The sequence below is a fragment of the Microbispora rosea genome, assembly GCF_044460045.1.
In the GTDB taxonomy this organism is placed as follows: domain Bacteria; phylum Actinomycetota; class Actinomycetes; order Streptosporangiales; family Streptosporangiaceae; genus Microbispora; species Microbispora rosea.
Genome location: NZ_JBITJO010000004.1, coordinates 826,877 through 843,637 on the forward strand (window position 1 = coordinate 826,877; position 16,761 = coordinate 843,637).

At 73.1% G+C, this 16,761-nt stretch carries 14 protein-coding genes; 6 read left to right on the forward strand and 8 right to left on the reverse strand.

What is annotated here, in order from left to right; all coding sequences use genetic code 11:
* Positions 1 to 75: 75 nt before the first annotated feature.
* Genes ACIBK1_RS21055 through ACIBK1_RS21065 form a run of 3 tightly spaced genes read left to right on the forward strand, consistent with a single transcriptional unit; the run spans position 76 to position 3,037 of the window.
* Positions 76 to 528, forward strand: coding sequence for a gamma-glutamylcyclotransferase (locus ACIBK1_RS21055; protein WP_030508487.1), 453 nt, complete (start codon positions 76 to 78; stop codon positions 526 to 528).
* 53 nt (positions 529 to 581) lie between these two features.
* Positions 582 to 1,379 carry a purine-nucleoside phosphorylase gene (locus ACIBK1_RS21060; protein WP_373320529.1) on the forward strand — a complete coding sequence of 266 codons (798 nt, stop codon included), beginning with the start codon at positions 582 to 584 and terminating at the stop codon, positions 1,377 to 1,379.
* An 11-nt stretch (positions 1,380 to 1,390) separates the two neighbouring features.
* Positions 1,391 to 3,037, forward strand: coding sequence for a phospho-sugar mutase (locus ACIBK1_RS21065; protein ID WP_396737059.1), 1,647 nt, complete (start codon positions 1,391 to 1,393; stop codon positions 3,035 to 3,037).
* Positions 3,038 to 3,247: 210 nt separating this feature from the next.
* Here the strand turns inward: ACIBK1_RS21065 and ACIBK1_RS21070 are convergent, their stop codons facing one another.
* Entirely contained in the window at positions 3,248 to 5,653 is a 2,406-nt protein-coding gene (locus ACIBK1_RS21070) for an FtsX-like permease family protein (RefSeq protein WP_396737062.1), read from the reverse strand.
* Positions 5,650 to 6,384, reverse strand: a complete 735-nt coding sequence (locus ACIBK1_RS21075; RefSeq protein WP_030508483.1) for an ABC transporter ATP-binding protein — start codon at positions 6,382 to 6,384, stop codon at positions 5,650 to 5,652. The genes ACIBK1_RS21070 and ACIBK1_RS21075 overlap by 4 nt, the downstream gene beginning before the upstream one ends.
* Positions 6,385 to 6,482: 98 nt before the next feature.
* Here ACIBK1_RS21075 and ACIBK1_RS21080 point away from each other — a divergent pair, with 98 nt between their 5' ends.
* Positions 6,483 to 7,091, forward strand: a complete 609-nt coding sequence (locus ACIBK1_RS21080; RefSeq protein WP_076432688.1) for a response regulator transcription factor — start codon at positions 6,483 to 6,485, stop codon at positions 7,089 to 7,091.
* A 79-nt stretch (positions 7,092 to 7,170) separates the two neighbouring features.
* Here ACIBK1_RS21080 and ACIBK1_RS21085 read toward each other — a convergent pair whose 3' ends face one another.
* The 4 genes from ACIBK1_RS21085 to ACIBK1_RS21100 all read right to left on the reverse strand — a co-directional run bounded on the left by ACIBK1_RS21085 (position 7,171) and on the right by ACIBK1_RS21100 (position 11,513).
* Positions 7,171 to 9,363 (reverse strand): sensor histidine kinase, encoded by a 2,193-nt coding sequence (locus tag ACIBK1_RS21085; RefSeq protein WP_396737066.1) that lies wholly within the window; start codon positions 9,361 to 9,363, stop codon positions 7,171 to 7,173.
* Positions 9,364 to 9,445: 82 nt separating this feature from the next.
* On the reverse strand, positions 9,446 to 10,027 hold the full coding sequence (locus tag ACIBK1_RS21090; RefSeq protein ID WP_396737069.1) for a PH domain-containing protein: 582 nt from the start codon (positions 10,025 to 10,027) through the stop codon (positions 9,446 to 9,448).
* The gene (locus tag ACIBK1_RS21095) at positions 10,024 to 11,112 is read right to left on the reverse strand and encodes an adenosine deaminase (RefSeq protein ID WP_030508479.1); all 1,089 of its coding nucleotides are present in this window, start codon (positions 11,110 to 11,112) and stop codon (positions 10,024 to 10,026) included. The genes ACIBK1_RS21090 and ACIBK1_RS21095 overlap by 4 nt, the downstream gene beginning before the upstream one ends.
* 47 nt (positions 11,113 to 11,159) lie before the next feature.
* Positions 11,160 to 11,513, reverse strand: coding sequence for a cupin domain-containing protein (locus ACIBK1_RS21100; protein WP_030508478.1), 354 nt, complete (start codon positions 11,511 to 11,513; stop codon positions 11,160 to 11,162).
* Between the two features lie 156 nt (positions 11,514 to 11,669).
* Here ACIBK1_RS21100 and ACIBK1_RS21105 point away from each other — a divergent pair, with 156 nt between their 5' ends.
* On the forward strand, positions 11,670 to 13,646 hold the full coding sequence (locus ACIBK1_RS21105) for a hypothetical protein (RefSeq protein ID WP_396737072.1): 1,977 nt from the start codon (positions 11,670 to 11,672) through the stop codon (positions 13,644 to 13,646).
* A gap of 133 nt (positions 13,647 to 13,779) precedes the next feature.
* On the opposite strand, the gene ACIBK1_RS21110 is transcribed toward ACIBK1_RS21105, so the two are convergent.
* Entirely contained in the window at positions 13,780 to 15,198 is a 1,419-nt protein-coding gene (locus tag ACIBK1_RS21110; RefSeq protein WP_036406766.1) for an MFS transporter, read from the reverse strand.
* Between the two features lie 104 nt (positions 15,199 to 15,302).
* Here ACIBK1_RS21110 and ACIBK1_RS21115 point away from each other — a divergent pair, with 104 nt between their 5' ends.
* Positions 15,303 to 15,767 carry a MarR family winged helix-turn-helix transcriptional regulator gene (locus ACIBK1_RS21115; protein WP_051761804.1) on the forward strand — a complete coding sequence of 155 codons (465 nt, stop codon included), beginning with the start codon at positions 15,303 to 15,305 and terminating at the stop codon, positions 15,765 to 15,767.
* A 101-nt stretch (positions 15,768 to 15,868) separates the two neighbouring features.
* On the opposite strand, the gene ACIBK1_RS21120 is transcribed toward ACIBK1_RS21115, so the two are convergent.
* Positions 15,869 to 16,750: a VOC family protein gene (locus tag ACIBK1_RS21120; protein ID WP_396737075.1), complete on the reverse strand. Its 882-nt coding sequence runs from the start codon at positions 16,748 to 16,750 to the stop codon at positions 15,869 to 15,871.
* Positions 16,751 to 16,761 lie beyond the last annotated feature (11 nt).

Sequence of the window (16,761 nt, forward strand, 5' to 3'; positions counted from 1 at the left end):
CGCGGATTTTCTCGCCACACCCCCGTACGCGCGTACCCGTCCAACTTTCGGGATCTTGGTTTAGGCTTGTGTGCCGTGCCTGTTTACGCGGCCTACGGCAGCAACATGGACCCCAAGCAGATGGCGGAGTGGGCGCCCCACTCGCCCATGCGAGGAACGGGCTGGCTCCCGGGCTGGCGGCTCACCTTCGGCGGCGAGGACGTCAGCTGGGAGGGCGCTCTCGCCACGATAGTCGAGGACGCCGACGAGCAGGTATTCGTCGTCCTGTACGACGTGCCGGAGTGGGACGAGGCGTCCCTCGACCGATGGACGGGCACCGACCTCGGCCTCTACCGGAAGCTCCGGCTCCGGGTCGCGACACTGGAGGGCGACGTGCTCGCCTGGTCGTACGTGCTGGACTCCTACGAGGGCGGGCTGCCGTCGGCGCGGTACATCGGCATCCTGGCCGAGGCCGCCGAGAAGGCAGGCGCACCCGACGACTACGTCGCCTGGCTGCGCACCCGTCCCTGCAAGAAGCTCGGCGACTGACACGGGCCCGGCACTTATCCGCCGGGTTCATGCTCTTCTGTACCCTCAGCAAAGTGACCCCATATGACCTGGCGGCCGAGGCCGCGACCACGCTGAGGAACCTCACCGGCATCCCTTCCTTCGACGTCGCCCTCGTCATGGGCTCGGGCTGGGTCCCGGCCGCGGACGCGATCGGCGAGACGGTCGCCGAACTCGCGGTGACGAAACTGCCGGGGTTCTCCCCTCCCGCGGTCGCGGGTCACGCGGGAACGGTCCGCGCGGTGCGCACGGCCTCCGGGCTCAACGCCCTGATCTTCCTTGGACGCACGCACCTGTACGAGGGCCGCGGGGTGGAGCCGGTGGTCCACGGGGTGCGCACGGCCGTCGCGGCCGGGGTGCGCACGGTGGTGCTGACCAACGCGGCGGGCGGGCTGCGGCCGGAGACCCAGAAGGTCGGCGACCCGGTCCTGATCAGCGATCACATCAACCTCACCGGCAGCAACCCGATCACGGGTGCGACGTTCATCGACCTCACCGAGGTGTACTCCAAGCGCCTGCGCGACCTGGCCCGCGCGGTCGATCCCTCGCTGTCCGAGGGCGTGTACGTCGCCTTCCGCGGCCCGACGTACGAGACGCCCGCGGAGATCCGCATGCTGCGCACGCTCGGCGGCGACCTGGTGGGCATGTCCACCGTGCTGGAGGCGGTCGCCGCCCGGGAGGCCGGGGCCGAGGTGCTCGGGATCTCCCTGGTCACCAACCCCGGCGCGGGCCTGGTGGGCGAGCCGCTCAACCACGAGGAGGTCCTGGAGGTCGGCCGGGCCACGGCCGCCCGCATGGGCGTCCTGCTCGCCCAGGTCGTCGACAAGCTGTAGGGAGCCCATACGTGATCGACCCAACGACCGACTTCGTACGGCTCGCACAGGAATGGCGTGACCAGGACCCCGACCCGGAGACGCGGGCGGAGCTCGACGCGCTTCTTGAGCACGGGGATCCGGCCGCACTGGAGGACCGCTTCGGCACGAAGCTGGAGTTCGGCACGGCGGGCCTGCGCGGCGCGCTGGGAGCCGGGCCGAACCGGATGAACCGGGTCACGGTGATGCGGGCGGCCGCCGGCCTGGCCCGCGTCCTCGGCCCGGGACGCCACGTGGTGATCGGCTACGACGGGCGGCACAAGTCCGACGTGTTCGCCGCCGACACGGCCCGCGTGCTGACCGGGGCGGGCCTGCGCGCCTCGGTGATGGCCGCCAAGTGGCCCACCCCCGTCCTGGCGTTCGCCGTGCGTCATCTGGGCGCGGACGCGGGCGTCATGGTCACCGCCTCGCACAACCCTCCCCAGGACAACGGCTACAAGGTCTACTGGGGCGACGGCGCGCAGATCGTGCCGCCGATCGACCGGGAGATCTCCGCCGCCATCGACGCGGTCGGCCGGGTGGACGCGCTGCCGCTGGGCGACGACTGGCAGACCCTCGGCCACGACGACATCGTCGTGCCGTACCTGCGGGCCCTCACCGCGCTCCCGATCGGCGACGCCCGCGAGATCGCGGTCGCGTACACGCCGCTGCACGGCGTCGGCGGCGCGACCGTGTCCGAGGCGTTCCGCGTGGCGGGCTTCGAGGTTCCGGTCATGGTGAGCCGGCAGGCGATGCCCGACCCGGATTTCCCCACCGTGGCGTTCCCCAACCCGGAGGAACCGGGCGCCATGGACCTCGCGCTCGAACTCGCCGCCGCGACCCGCGCCGACCTGGTGATCGCCAACGACCCGGACGCGGACCGCTGCGCCGTGGGCACCCCGCTGCCGGGCGGCGGCTACCGCATGCTGACCGGCGACGAGGTGGGCGGCCTGCTGGCCGAGCACGTGCTGCGGCACACCGCGGGCGGCGACCGGCTGGTCGCCACCTCGATCGTGTCGTCGTCGCTGCTCGCCAAGATCGCGGCCGGTCACGGCGTGCGGCACGCCGAGACGCTGACCGGCTTCAAGTGGATCATGAAGACGGGCCCGGGGCTGGTCTTCGGCTACGAGGAGGCGCTGGGCTACAGCGTGGGATCGGACGCCGGCCTGCCGGTCCACGACAAGGACGGCGTGGGCGCCGCCCTCACCGTGGCCGGGATGGCCGCCACGGCCAAGCGGGACGGCAAGTCGCTGCTCGACCTGCTGGACGACCAGGCCCGCCGCTACGGCCTGCACGCGACCGCCCAGCTCTCGGTCCGGGTCGAGGACCTGTCGCTGATAGCCAAGGCCATCGAGCGCCTGCGTACGCACCCGCCGGTGCAGCTCGCGGGCAGGACGGTGGAGTCGGCCGAGGACCTGTCCCAGGAGGTGGCGGGGCTGCCGCCGACCGAGGGCCTGCGCTACCGCCTGTCCGGCGACGCCCGGATCGTCGTACGGCCCAGCGGCACCGAGCCGAAGCTCAAGTGCTACCTGGAGGTCGTCGTGCCGGTCGAGGGCGAGGACGTCGCACCCGCCCGCGCCCGGGCCGCGCAGGAACTGGAGGACCTGAAGAAGGACCTCGCCGTCGCCCTCGGCCTGTGAGCGCGCCTACCGGAAGATCGACTTTCCGGCCGGTCGCTCGCCGGTGACCGGGAACCTGGTGACGGTGCCGTCGCCACAGGCGTCGCCGTCGACCGGGTGGGGACCCGTACCCGCCCGAGTCGACGGCGACCGCGCGCGCCCGGCTCCCCGATGCCTCGCGCATCCGCGGGGCTACCTGTACGGCGTCGCCGGGTCGCGCGGGTGCCGTGTTCACTGGCGGGCGCCGACGGCCTCGGCCGGGCGGGCGCGCAGCGCGAGGCGCGCGGGGAGGCTCGTGGCGGCCAGGGCGAGCGCGGCGACGGCGGCGATCACCAGCGCATAACCGGCCGGGGGGATGTACGGCAGGGCCGACCCGGTCATCCCCCTGCTGAAGGCCGACAGCGTGATCAGTGCGATGCCGGTCCCGGCGACCACGGAGACGATCAGCGCGGTCAGGGTCTCCAGGCGGAGCATGCGCAGCACCTGCCGCCGGGTCGCGCCGACCAGGCGGAGCAGGGCGAGCTCCCGCGATCGGTCCGTGGTGGACATCGCCAGAGTGTTGACCACGGCGATCGCGCTGAACGCGATGATCAGGCCCATGGCCACGTAGTTGACCTCGGCGTTCGGAGTCTCTCCCCCGGCCCCTCCCATCGGCGACACCACCGGCGCCGCGGCGGCCAGGGCCGCAGGCGAGACCGAGGGGGCCTCGACGAGCAGAGCGCCCGACGGATCGTCGACATGACCGGCGACCAGCGCGTACGGCAGAGTCAGGTCGCCGAAGCCGAGGCCGCGGGAGTAGATCGCCAGGACCTCCAGCTCCACAGGGGTCCCGTCGCCCAGGGTGAGCCTGACCGCGTCACCGGTCGACAGCCCGAGCCTGGAGGCCGCCGACTCGCTCAGCGCGGCCGACCGGGCGCCGAATCCGTCGAGCGAGCCGGACACGACCCCGAGGTCCACGGCCTGCCCGATCGGCCGCCCGCCGCCGTCGACGCCCTGCGCGCCGTACTTGTCCAGCCCGATGCGCACGGAGGTGCGCACCACCGAGGTGACCGCCTTCACACCCGGCACCCGGCGCACCGCGTCCGCCGTCGCTCCGCTCACCACGTAGTCGGCGTGGGTGCCTGCGGCCACCTGCGCGGCCGACGCGTGCCCCATCGTGGTCTGGGTGAACAGGATCGTGCAGGTCATGGCCACGAGAAGGGTCAGCGGCGCCATCACGGAGGCCATCCGTCCCGGGCCCGACCGCAGGTTGCGCGCCGCCAGATATCCGGCGCGGGAGGCGCGCAGCGCGACGCCGAGCAAAGCGGTCGCGACACGGGCGAGCACCGGCCCGAGCAGGGTGACGGCCACCGTCCAGACGAGCGCGGTCAGCATCGTCACCGGGCTCGACGCCGCCTCGGTCTCGAGTCCCGAGAGCACCAGCGTCAGCGTGATCCCGGCGGCGACGCAGAGGACGCCCGCGATCGACCGGCCGAGGGGCAGGCCCCCGCCCATGGCGGCCTCGCCGAGCGCCTCGACGGGGCGGATCCGCGCGGTGCGGCGGACCGAGAGGCGGGTCGCGGCCCAGGCCGCCGCCACGGCAGCCATCAGAGCGGCGGCCGCCGGGAACGGGCTCACCACCAGGCGCAGGTTCGCCGGCATGGCGCCCAGCTCGACGAACCGGCCGCGCAGCCAGAACCCGAGACCGACGCCGGCCGCCGATCCGATGACGCCCGCCGCCAGGCCGACCAGCAGCGCCTCGCCGCCCAGCAACCTGCGCACCTGCCCGGGTGTGGCGGCGACCGCGCGAAGGAGGGCGATCTCGCGCCGTCGCTGCTGGACCGCCAGGGCGGAGGTGCCCGTCACGACGAGGATCGCCACCAGCAGCGACGTGCCGCCCAGGGCGCCGCCCATGCTGATCAGCCGCACCCGCGCCTGCTCCGCGTCGAGGAACTCCACCGTGCCGCGCTCGTCCCCGCTGTAGGCCGCAAGACGCTCTCCTGCGGACAGCACCGACGACGCGTCCACCGGCATCCCCACCCGGGGGAACACGCCGATCGCGGTCACCAGCCCGGGACGCCCGGCCAGGCGGCGGGCCTCGGCCGTCGAGAAGAACACCGTGTCCTGGCTCGGCGGAGCCTGCGCGGTGACCCCCACGACCCGGTACGACCGCCCTCGCACGCCGAGAGCCGCGCCCACGGACAGGCCCGAGCGGCCGTCCACGACCACCTCGCCGTCCGCGCGCGGCGGGCGTCCCCGCGCGATCGTGAACGGCGTGAGCCCGGCCGACTCCCACCCGTGGCCGAGAGCGTGTCCGTTCACGGGGAACGTCACCTCGGTCAGCACCTTCGCAACGCCCGGCAGGCCGCGCAGCTTCGCGGCGGTCGCCTCGGGGATCCAGACCCGCTCCGAGAGCGGCTTGGCCTTCGTCTTGACCTTCCCGGAGGACTTGGTCACGGTCTCGTGGACGTTCTGATCGCCGGCGACGATCAGCGGCGCCCCCGCGTAACGCTCCGGCGCGACCCCGCCCCGCAGGCCGGTCTCCAGCAGCATCAGGCACGCGCAGACCAGCGCGGCGGCGCACACCAGCGCCACGAACGCCCCCGCGAACGCCGCCCTGCGGTGCCGCAGGGTCTTCAGTGCGAGTCCCGTGATCATGCCGCGTACGCCCCCAGCCTCGTCATGCGCTCGGCGACCTCCTCGGAGCTCGGCGAGGTCATCGCGTCCACGATCCGGCCGTCGGCGAGGAACAGGACGGTGTCGGCGTAGGAGGCGGCCACCGGGTCGTGGGTGACCATCACCACGGTCTGGCCGAGGCCGTCCACCACCTCCCGCAGCAGCCGGAGCACGTCACGGGCCGTCATCGTGTCGAGCGCGCCGGTCGGCTCGTCGCCGAAGACCACCTGCGGCCGGGTCACCAGCGCCCTGGCGATGGCCACCCGCTGCTGCTGCCCGCCGGACAGCTGGGCGGGGCGGCGCCCGGTGCGGCCCGCCAGTCCCACCCGCCCGACGATCTCCTCAAGCCACGCCCGGTCGACCCGCGCCCCGGCCAGCCGCATCGGCAGCGTGATGTTCTCCAGCGCGGTCAAGGACGAGACCAGGTTGAACGCCTGGAACACGAAGCCGATCCGCTGCCTGCGCAGCTCCGTCAACCGGGTCTCGTCCATGCCGGACAGCTCCGTGCCGCCCAGCCGCACCGACCCGGAGGAGGGCGTGTCCAGCCCCGCCGCGCAGTGCAAGAACGTGCTCTTGCCCGAGCCCGACGGTCCCATCACGGCGGTGAAGCTCCCACCGGGGATGGTCACCGAGACCTCACGCAGGGCGGCCACCGCGCCCTGTCCCTTTCCATACACCTTGCTCACCGCGTCAAGGCGAAGCACCTCTGTCATGTGCTCAAGCCTGCTGATCAGCGGTGTCGCTTCCCAGAGACGGCCTCACCTCGTGACCATGACCTCGTCATGATCCGGACACTGGTAGACATATCTGCGTGATTCGCGTACTCCTTGCCGAGGACCAGCACGTCATCAGGAGCGCCCTCGCCGCCCTGCTCGGGCTGGAGGAGGACCTGGAGGTCGTCGCGACCGCGGAGTCCGGAGAGGCCGCCCTGGCCGCCGCGCTGGTCCATCTCCCCGACGTCGCCGTCCTCGACATCGACATGCCCGGCAGGCTGGACGGTCTGGCCGCCGCGGCCGAGCTCCGTACGCGCCTGCCCGCCTGCCGTGCCCTGATGCTGACCGCGTACGGCAAGCCGGGGCACCTGCGCCGCGCCCTCGGCGCCGGTGTCGCCGGATTCGTGCTGAAGACGGCGCCGCCGGACGAACTCGTGGCCGCCATCCGCAGGGTCGCGGCCGGTGAACGGGTGCTCGACCCCTCGCTCGCGGTCACCGCCTGGGACCTGGCCGACAATCCGCTCACCCCGCGCGAGGCGGACGTGCTCCGCCTCGCGGCCGCGGGCGCGGACGCGGCGGACATCGCCGCGCGGCTCCACCTTGCGGCGGGCACCGTGCGCAACTACCTCACCGGGATCGTCACCAAGCTCAACGCCCGCAACCGGACCGACGCCGTGCGCATCGCCACCGAGGCCGGCTGGATCTAGGGGCCGACGGGATCCAGCGGCGATCGGATCGATCGAGGCGCCGGGCGAGTGTGTGCGAATGGCGGGCTGCCCGATCGGCCTAGGCGGGCACCGGCGCGCGGTGCGGCACGCAGGCCTCCAGCGTGAACCGGTCGCCGTCGACGTGCGAGGTCAGCCGGCCGTCCAGGGCGGCGAGGCGGGTGGTCAGATTGCCGATGCCGGACGACCCCGGCCGCGTCCTCCCTGGGTGAGCACCGGCACTGCTCACCCCGTCGTTGCTGACCCGCAGCAGCAGCCCGCCCTCACCGGCCCGCAGCGTGATCGCGCAGTGGCGGGCCTCGCTGTGCCTGAGCACGTTCGTCACGGCCTCCCTGAGCACGGTGCCCAGCACGGTCTCGACCTCGGCGGGCAGGTTCAGCTCGGCCGGTTCCACGGTCACCCGGATCCCGGCGGCCGACAGCACCGTGCGCGCCGACTCCACCTCGTCCGCCAGGGACAGCTCCCGCTGCTCGCCCGACACCGAGCGCAGGTCCGCCCGCGCGCCCTCCGCCATGGCGACGATCTCCTCGATCCGCTCCCGCGGGCACTTCAGGCGGCGGGCCAGCTCACAGGTGAGAAGGATCGCGGCCAGCGAGTGTCCGAGCAGGTCGTGCAGGTCGCGGGCGGCGCGCAGGCGTTCCTCGACGATCGCGGCGCGCGCCAGGCTCTCCCTCGCGGCCTGGAGCTCCTTCACGATCTGGGCCAGGCGGAGCAGAGCGTAGACCACCAGCCCGGTGACGAGCGTGCTGAGCGTGCTGTTGGCGAGGACGGGGGCCGGCAGGCCGAACAGCATTCCGGCCGCGGCGACGCCTCCCACGATCGCCGCCGTCATCGGCCAGGCGGCCGGCCATGGGAACGCGAGCAGGACCGGCCCGGCGAGGAAGCCCGCCGTTCCCAGCCAGACGGGCCCGAAGACCGGGATGGGCGCGTACGTGAGCACCGCCATCACCCCCAGCGCCACCATGTGACGCCCGTTGACGGAGCGGAGCTGCATGACGACGATCACGGCGAGGCACGCCGCGGCCGGGATGACGAGGGCGCCGGGGAGCAGGAGCAGCGCCTTGACGCTGAAGCCCACGAGGACGGCCGCGAGCACCGCCACCGACACCACGTACGACGCGTCGTGCGTGAGCGTCGGCAGGGGCCGTCGCCGCCTTCGGCCCGCCGGGGGTTCCGGAGCACCTGCGCCGGCCGTGCCCGTCTCACCGGGCAGGGCCGCGGGGGAAGGGCCCCGGGGAAGGGTCGCCTCCACCACGAAGTGTCCGGTGGGGGACAGACCGGCGACGAGGGTGCCGCCCGCCTCCTCCAGCCTGAGTCCGTCGAAGTCGGGGCTCTCGGCGGTGCGGTGGCCGTCGTCGATGACGCGCAGCCGCACCGTGTTTCCTGGCTTGTCTCGCTGCTCGCTCGTCTCGGTGGCTCCCTGCTCGTCTCCCTGCTCGCTCGTCTCGATGACGCACAGCCGGGCGGTGCCCCGCCGTACGACGTCGGTGACGGCCTCGCGCAGCACGTTCGCCAGCAACGCCCCGCCGGGACCGAGGGGCTCGGTGTGGCCGCCGCGCACCTCGACGGCGATCCCCGCGGCGTCGAGCATCACCCGCGCCGTGACGAGCTCCGGCGCGAGGGAGGTGGCTCGGTAGTCGGCGGAGGCGGCGCGGGCGTCGGCCAGTGCCGCACGCGCGGTGGCGGTCACCGAGGCCAGCACCTCGCCCGCGCGGTCCGGCTCCGCGAGCGCGCGGCGGCCGCCCTCGACGATCACCTCCAGGCTCCGCCCGAGGCCGTCGTTCAGCTCGGCGGCGAGACGCAGCCGCTCGGCGGCCACGGCCGCGGCGGCCAGCGAGAGCCGGGCGGCGTGCATCTCGCCCGCGCGCTCCACGAGCCGGGTGAGGCCGAAGACGACCAGCGAGACCAGCACCATGGTGATCGTCGCGTCGGCCGTCGCCCCGCCGCGGGCGGCGTCGATCAGCGCCGCGCTCGCCACCACGAGCGGCGCCAGCACGCGCGCGGTATCACGATGGGCAGGGGTCAGCAGCAGTGAACCGGCCAGGAATCCCAGGATCCCGGTGGAGACGCCGCCGGCGACGCTCGCCGTGTAGACGAGGACGGCCTGCGCGGCGAGCAGCCACCACCTCCTGAGCTTCAGCAGATAGAGGACCTGCACGCCGAACACGGCCAGTGCGATCGGCGCACCCGCGACCACGTAGACGCTCGCGAGCGCGGCGAGCACAACGACGACGATCACTCGCGCCAGACGCACTCAGACCCCTCCGGCAAACGACTGCCGCCTCGACGTCGCACGGGCGCCGCGAGCGGCCCCCGCTCCCGGTCCGTCCAGCTGATCAGGAGACGACGAGAGCGGCCACGACCAGGACGACCGCGGCGGCGACGGCCGCGAGGGCGGACGGCGACCAGGTGACGCGGGTCTCGCCGGAGGAGCTCTCCCGGCGGGACCGGCTCATCTCGGTGAGCTGGTCGGCCACCCAGTCGGCGTGGGTGCGGGCGCCGACGGCCTCGGCCGCCGCCCGCTCGGCCTTGTTCGCCGACTTGGCCGCCTTGGCGGCCCGCCCGGCGGCTCTGACCCGCTCACGGGCCGTCGCCTGGGGCGTCCAGCACCGCACGGTGGTGTCCCCCGACTCGATGACGACGGCGTTGGTCACGGACACGTCGTCCACGGCGTTCCAGGGGACGTAGGCGTTCCTCAGCACGTTGCGCACGCGGACGCCGCCCTCCTCGACGACGACGGCGGGCCGCAGCGCCATCACGAAGACCAGCGCCGTGATGACGCCGAGCACCGCGCCCGCGATCAGCGCGCTCGGCATGTGGCCGTGGGCCGTCAGGTCCCACACGTTCCAGGCGGCGAACAGCATCCAGACCCAGCCGAGGAGCCAGGCCACCTTCGACCTGAAGACCTGCGGCTTCACGCTTGCCACTTCATCTGCGCGTACCCGGGCTTGATCACGCCGTTGATCAGCGCGAGCCGTTCGTCGAACGGGATGAAGGCCGACTTCATCGCGTTCACCGTGAACCACTGCAGGTCGTCCCAGTCGTAGCCGAAGGCGTCGACCAGCGTGGCGAACTCCTGCGACACGCTCGTCCCGCTCATCAGCCGGTTGTCGGTGTTCACCGTCACCCGGAAGTACAGGCGGCGCAGCAGGCCGATCGGATGCTCGGCGATCGACGGGGCCGCCCCGGTCTGCAGGTTCGAGGTCGGGCACATCTCCAGCGGGATCCGCTTGTCGCGGACGTACGCCGCCAGCCTGCCGAGCTTGGCCTCGCCGTCGTCGGACACCGTGATGTCGTCGATGATCCGCACGCCGTGGCCGAGCCGGTCGGCGCCGCACCACTGGATGGCCTGCCAGATGGACGGCAGCCCGAAGCCCTCCCCCGCGTGGATCGTGAAGTGGGCGTTCTCCCGCTGGAGGTACTCGAACGCGTCCAGGTGCCGGGTGGGCGGATAGCCGGCCTCGGCTCCGGCGATGTCGAACCCGACCACGCCGAGGTCCCGGTAGCGTACGGCGAGCTCGGCGATCTCCATCGAGCGGGCCTGGTGGCGCATGGCCGTCAGCAGGGTGCCCACGCGGATCCGCGGCTTCCCGTCCGGCCCGGCCGAGCCGAGCCGGAAGCCTTCGAGCACGGCTTCGACGACCTCGTCCAGCGACAGGCCCTGGGAGGTGTGCTGCTCGGGCGCGTAGCGCACCTCCGCGTACATCACGCCGTCGTCCGCCAGGTCCTCGGCGCACTCCGCGGCCACTCTGACCAGCGCCTCGCGGGTCTGCATCACCCCGACGGTGTGCGAGAACGTCTCCAGGTAGCGCTCCAGCGAACCGGAGTCGGCGGCGTCCCTGAACCAGACCGCGAGCTCAGCGGGGTCGTACGTGGGCAGGGTGTGACCGCAGTCGCGGGCGAGGTCGACGATCGTGCCGCTCCGCAGCCCGCCGTCGAGATGGTCGTGCAGGAGCACCTTGGGCGCCCTGCGAATCTCCTCCAGCGTGGGCAGCCTGGTCATGCCCCCTCCTCGCCGTCGTTCTTCCGGCAATCCTAAGCCTGGCGGTCCTACTCCTCGCGGTTGGCGGTGTCCGGGGAGAACGCGGGCAGGCACACGGCGACGTACTCCGCGCCGGACGGCCCGGAGCTGTAGCGGATCTTCTCGCCGGGCTCGCTGACGAACGCCTGGCCCGCCTCGACCACGGTCGTGCCGCCCGCGTGCTCCACGACGACCGATCCCTTCAGCACGAGCGTGTACTCGGCGAACTCCGGGGTCTGCGCGGGCTCCTCCCAACTGGGCGGGGCCACCATGTGCGCGATGGAGAGCTGCTCGTCACCGCTGTTGACGCGGCCCACGTATTCGTCAATGACCTTGCCGCCCGGCACCGGAATGCGGGTGGGGCCTTCGATCCTCCTGACCATGCCGCCTAGTGTGGCAGTTGATCCGAAATAACGTCATATGAGCACATCCGCACTACGCTTGAGCGGCTGCAGGGGCGGGAGAGACCGCCGGGCCGGGAGTGCGAACGTGAACCAGACACGACGCGGGCCTCGCCGCCGTACGGACGAGGAGCCGCGGTGAGAGATCTGCCGGGATTCGACGCCTTCGCCGCGGATCAGGCGCAGCCGCTCGCCCGTACGGCCCTGTCGCTGACGGGTGACCCGGAGGCCGCCCGCGCCCTCGTGGTGACCGCCCTCTCGGTCGTGGCGGCCAGATGGCGCACCGTACGCTGGTCGTTTCCCACCCACGCCGCCCGCGAGGCGCTGTACGCGGCCTACCTCAAGCGCCCGCGGGCCCGTAGAGCGGCACGCGGGCCCGGCCGCCTCGCTCCCGGCCGCCTCGCTCCCGGCCGTCTCGCTCCCGATACGGACGCGGCGGCCCTCGCGGAGGCGCTGACCGGGCTGACACCGCGGCGCCGCGCCCTCGTCGCGGCCTGCTTCCACGACGGGCACACCACCTGGCAGGCGGCGGGCCTGTGCCGCATGGACGCCCGGACGGCCAACACCGAGACCGTGCTCGCCGTCGCCGAACTGCGCGATCGCCTTCCCGCCTCCTTCGTGACGGGAGGGCCGCCGGAGCCGGGGGCGGAGCCGGCCCCGGACGAGACGCCCCAGGAATCCGACGCGAGTCCCCCGGCCGGCGCGGTTCCGCAGGAAGGACCCGCGCCGGAGGGGCCCGGCCCGGAAGGGTCCACCTCGTGGGCGTCGCCGTCCGCGGCCGGGCCCGCCGAGATCACGCCGTCCGCGGCGCCGTTCGTCCCGCCCGCCGCCTCCGTCTCTCTGCCGGGGAACAGCGGTCCCGGCGACCGCGGCGAGGGTCCGTGGGAGGCGGCGCTGCGCAGGGAGCTGGCCGTCCTGTCCGCGCGGATGCCCGCGCTCGACCCCGTCCCGCTCACCGCCGAGGCCACGCGGATCGGCCGGCGGCAGGGCACACGACGTCGCGCCCTGGTCACCACCATGAGCGTCACGCTCACCGCCCTGGTCGTCGTCCCCCTCGCCTTCGGCGCCGCCGGCCTGTTCGGGCGCGCCGGGCAGAGCGCGAACGGCGGCTCCCTCGGCGTGCTCGACGAGAACGCCGCGGTTCCCACGCTCCCGCCCTCCCTGCCCGCCCCCGTGCGCTTCGCCTACCGGGGGTTCTGCACCGCCGACGACTGGGACGTGCTGGCCGACGAGTTCGCGGGCAGCGGCTGTGCCCAGTGGCGGGTGGTGGCGACCACCGGCGAGCAGTGGCGCGTGGCGGACGTGTCCCCCGTCCTCAGCGACGGCTGGCAGCCCCTTCTCGCGATCAGCGGGGACGGCAACCGCCTGGTCTACTTCAGCGCGGCGTCGTCCGACTTCGTCATGATCGATCGGCTCGACACCACGACGAGGAGGACCGACATGGTCCCGCTCGCCGAGGAGGTCTCACCGGAGGACACCCACGTCGTCATCTCGCCCGGCGGACGCTGGATGGCCGCCGACTTCGGCCCGGCCGCGGACGCGCTCCGCCCTCGGCTGCAGAACCTCACCACCTATCGGGTCAGGACGTTGCCGCGGCGGATGCGGGTCCTGGCCGTCTCGGACGACGGCACGGTGACGGGCACGGCCTCGTGGGACAGCGACGCGGTTCCCGGCCGGATCACCACGACCGTCCTGCTGCGGGTGGGGCCGGACGGGCGCACGCTGAGCCGTACGCCGGTCGACTCCGCGCTGTTCGAGGACGGTGCCGCGGTCTCCCCGGACGGACGGGCCGTGGCCGTGGCGGTCGAGCGCGCCCACCCGGCCAAGGGCGACCACGGCCTGCTGGTCACACTCGACTCCACGACCGGCCGGGTGCTCACCCGGCGCGAGGCGGCCCTTCCCGAGGACGCGCACGTCTTCGCCGTACGCGGCTGGGCGAACGAGCACGAGGTGATCGTGGAGGTGGAGCGGATCCTCGACGACGCGGACGAGGAGGAACCGGCGGCGGAATACTCGGTCCACGCCGTCGACGTGCGCACCGGGGCCGCCCGGCCGATCATGCTGGACCAGGCGGGCGTCGTGCCCGCCCTCTGGGTCCCCGGCACGCTGCGCTGACCCGGACACGCCAGCCGGACACGCGAGCCCGGGCACGCCGCTCCAGGCCGCGCCGCTCCGGACCGCGGGAGGGGGCGCCCCGGCCACACCGGGACGCCCCCTCCTCAGACGGCGGCAGGAGCCGAAGGACGGGTCAGACCGTCTCCAGCGCCGGCTCCTCCCGTGCCTCGACCGGCTGCCGGCCGGACCGGAGCCCGGTGAGGGCGACGGCCAGGCCGACAAGGGCGAACCCCGCCGAGACCACGATCGCGGCCCGGAAGTGGGCGATCGGGTCGCCGCCGTCCGCCCCCGATGTAAGGACGGCGGTGACGATCGCCAGCACCACGGCTCCGCCGACCTGGCCGGAGGTGTTCAACAGGCCCGAGGCGAGCCCCTGTTCCTCGTCGTCGACCCCGGCCGTCGCCTGGATGTTGAGCGAGGGGAACGACAACGCGAACGCGATGCCCAGCAGGACCATTCCCGGCAGGACCATCCAGAGCAGGCTGGGGTGGAGATCCACCCGCAGGAACACCGCGTATCCCGCGAGCAGCGCCACCGAGCCCACCACGATCAGCCGCGCGGTGCCGAAGCGGTCGGCGAACCCGCCCATCGTGGTGGAGGTCAGCGCGACCAGCAGCCCCGCCGGCAGGAATGCGAGGGCGGTCTGCAACGCGCTCCACCCCAGCAGGTTCTGGAAGTACTGCATCGCCACGAACTGGAAGCCGACGTACGAGCCGAACAGGATGACCAGGCCGATGTTGGCCCGTACGAGCGGCGCGGAGCGCAGGATGCCGAGCCGGACCAGCGGGTGCCGCACCCGGCGCTCCAGCCAGACGAACAGCCCGATCAGGGCGGCAGCCCCGGCGAGCGACAGCACGGTGCGCACCACGCTCACCTTGGGCGCCTCGACGACGGCGAAGACCAGGAGCAGCATGGCCGCGGTGATGGTCGCGGCGCCGAGGAGGTCGTGGCCGCCCTCGCCGCGCTCCTCGCTCCGCTGGAGCAGCCGCGTCCCGGCCACGAGGGCGATGATCGCGACGGGCACCGGCATGAAGAACGTCCAGCGCCAGCCGATCTCGGTGAGCAGGCCGGACAGGACCAGCCCGAGCGAGAAACCGCTGGCGCCGCAGGCGGTGAAGATGCTCAGGGCCCGGTTGCGGGCCGGGCCCTCGGCGAAGGTCGTGGTGATGATGGACAACGCGGCGGGGGCGGTGAACGCGGCGCTGACGCCCTTCACGAAACGGGCCGCGATCAGCAAGGTCCCGTCGCTCATCAGCCCGCCGAGCAGCGAGGCGACGGCGAAGACGACAAGCGCGGTCAGGAACACCCGGCGGCGGCCGAGCAGGTCGGCGGTCCGGCCCCCGAGCAGCAGCAGACCGCCGTATCCCAGCACGTAACCGCTCACCACCCACTGCAGCGACGAGGTGGTCATCCCGAGATCGGCCTGGATGGACGGGAGCGCCACCCCGACCATCGACACGTCAAGAGCGTCGAGGAACACGACGGCGCAGAGAACGGTGAGGGCACCCCACAGGCGGGCCCCCCAGCGCTCGTCCTGAATGGAGGAAGTCATGGAACGGGAACTTACATGCACATGCATTCAATGCACAAGCAAATAATGCGTTTGCATCTAATGTGTGCGCATGGTATGGTCGCGGCCGAGAAAGGCGGTCTCGCATGAACGACATCGATACCGGCTTCGTGGTGATGGCCTGGCGCGAGCTGCTGGCCCGGCACGCGGAGGTGTCGTGCGCGCTGGAGCGGGAGCTGAGCGACAGGCACGGGCTCGGCGTGAGCGAGTTCGAGGTGCTGGAGCGCCTCGTGGAGGCCGGCCAGTCCTCCTCCTGCGCCGGGCCGGAGGCGGCCAAGTTCCGCGTGCAGGAGCTCGCCGGCCAGGTCCACCTGAGCCAGAGCGCGCTGTCACGGCTCATCGCCCGGCTGGAGCGTGAGGGTCTGGTCGCCCGCGCACTGTGCGAGGCGGACCGGCGCGGGGTGTTCGTGCACGTCACCGAGGAGGGCCGGCGACGGCACGCGGAGGCGACCCCCACTCACCGGGCCGTCCTGTCCGCGCACCTGTTCCCCCACCTCGTGAACGCCGGCTACGCGCCGCCCGCGCCGGACGAGGCGCCTCGCCCCATCTGACGGAGGGGCGCCGGCCTACGGCACGCGCCGCGCAGGCAGGCCCCCCTCTCCTCGGTCTCGACCGGACGGGACGAATTCCCATGCCGGAGAGGACGGCGGGGTCAGACGATCAGGAGCGGCACGCCGTCCGCGTCCACGAGCACTCCGTCGGCGTCCTTCAGCACACCGTCCGCGGCCATCAGCACAGCGTCCGCGTCCACCGGCACACCGTTCCCTGCCACCCTCACGCCCGCCTCCACGAGCCGGGAGGCCACCTCCTCCGGGTCCTCGGCGGCGATGGCGACACGCCGGAAGCCCCGGCGGCACGGGTCGGGGCTCCACGGGCTCGCGGTCGTGGGAGCGGTGAACGTGAACAGCTCCAGCACCGCGTTCCCGGCCAGCAGGTACGTGATCAGGAAGCCTCGCGGGTCCTGGTCCTGCGATATCTGGCCGATGACCTCGTAACCGAGCCGGTCCCGGTAGACGGCGAGCGCGGCGTCGAGGTCGGCGGACGTGACCGCCACGTGGTCGAAGACCGGCGGCGCCGTACGCGGCCTGCTCAGGGTGGCCTGCCGCTCCCGCTCGGCCAGTTCCGGCGAGGCGACCCGGTGATACCGCAGGTAGTTGTCCGTGATCTCCAGATGGGTGCCGTCCGGGTCCTGGAAGAACGCGATCCGCACACCGCCGACCGCGTCGAGCGGCGGCAGCGTGAAGGGCACCCCGGCGTCGCGCACGCGCTCGGCCCGCAGATCGACGTCGCCGACCTTGAAGCCGATGTGCCGGATGCCGCGCTGGAGGTCGTCGTTCACCCAGCCGCCGAGATCGCCGTCGCCCGTCTCGACCAGTTTCAGCAGTACGGGCCCGGCCGACAGCCACGCGACGCCCGGCCCCACGGCCGGGCCCTCCGCCGGAGCGAGGTCCAGCAGGTCGCGGTAGAAGTCGAGCGAGCGGGCCAGATCGGCGACGCCGATCTCGACGTGCCGGATGCCTTCGTGATGTGACACGGTGCTCAAAC

Excerpts from the sequence above, each read along its gene's own strand:
- ACIBK1_RS21095 (WP_030508479.1), bottom strand. The coding sequence starts at position 11,112 with ATGACCAGGCTGCCCACGCTGGAGGAGATTCGCAGGGCGCCCAAGGTG.
- ACIBK1_RS21075 (WP_030508483.1), bottom strand. The coding sequence starts at position 6,384 with ATGACAGAGGTGCTTCGCCTTGACGCGGTGAGCAAGGTGTATGGAAAG.
- ACIBK1_RS21115 (WP_051761804.1), top strand. The coding sequence starts at position 15,303 with ATGAACGACATCGATACCGGCTTCGTGGTGATGGCCTGGCGCGAGCTG.
- ACIBK1_RS21100 (WP_030508478.1), bottom strand. The coding sequence starts at position 11,513 with ATGGTCAGGAGGATCGAAGGCCCCACCCGCATTCCGGTGCCGGGCGGC.
- ACIBK1_RS21070 (WP_396737062.1), bottom strand. The coding sequence starts at position 5,653 with ATGATCACGGGACTCGCACTGAAGACCCTGCGGCACCGCAGGGCGGCG.
- ACIBK1_RS21110 (WP_036406766.1), bottom strand. The coding sequence starts at position 15,198 with ATGACTTCCTCCATTCAGGACGAGCGCTGGGGGGCCCGCCTGTGGGGT.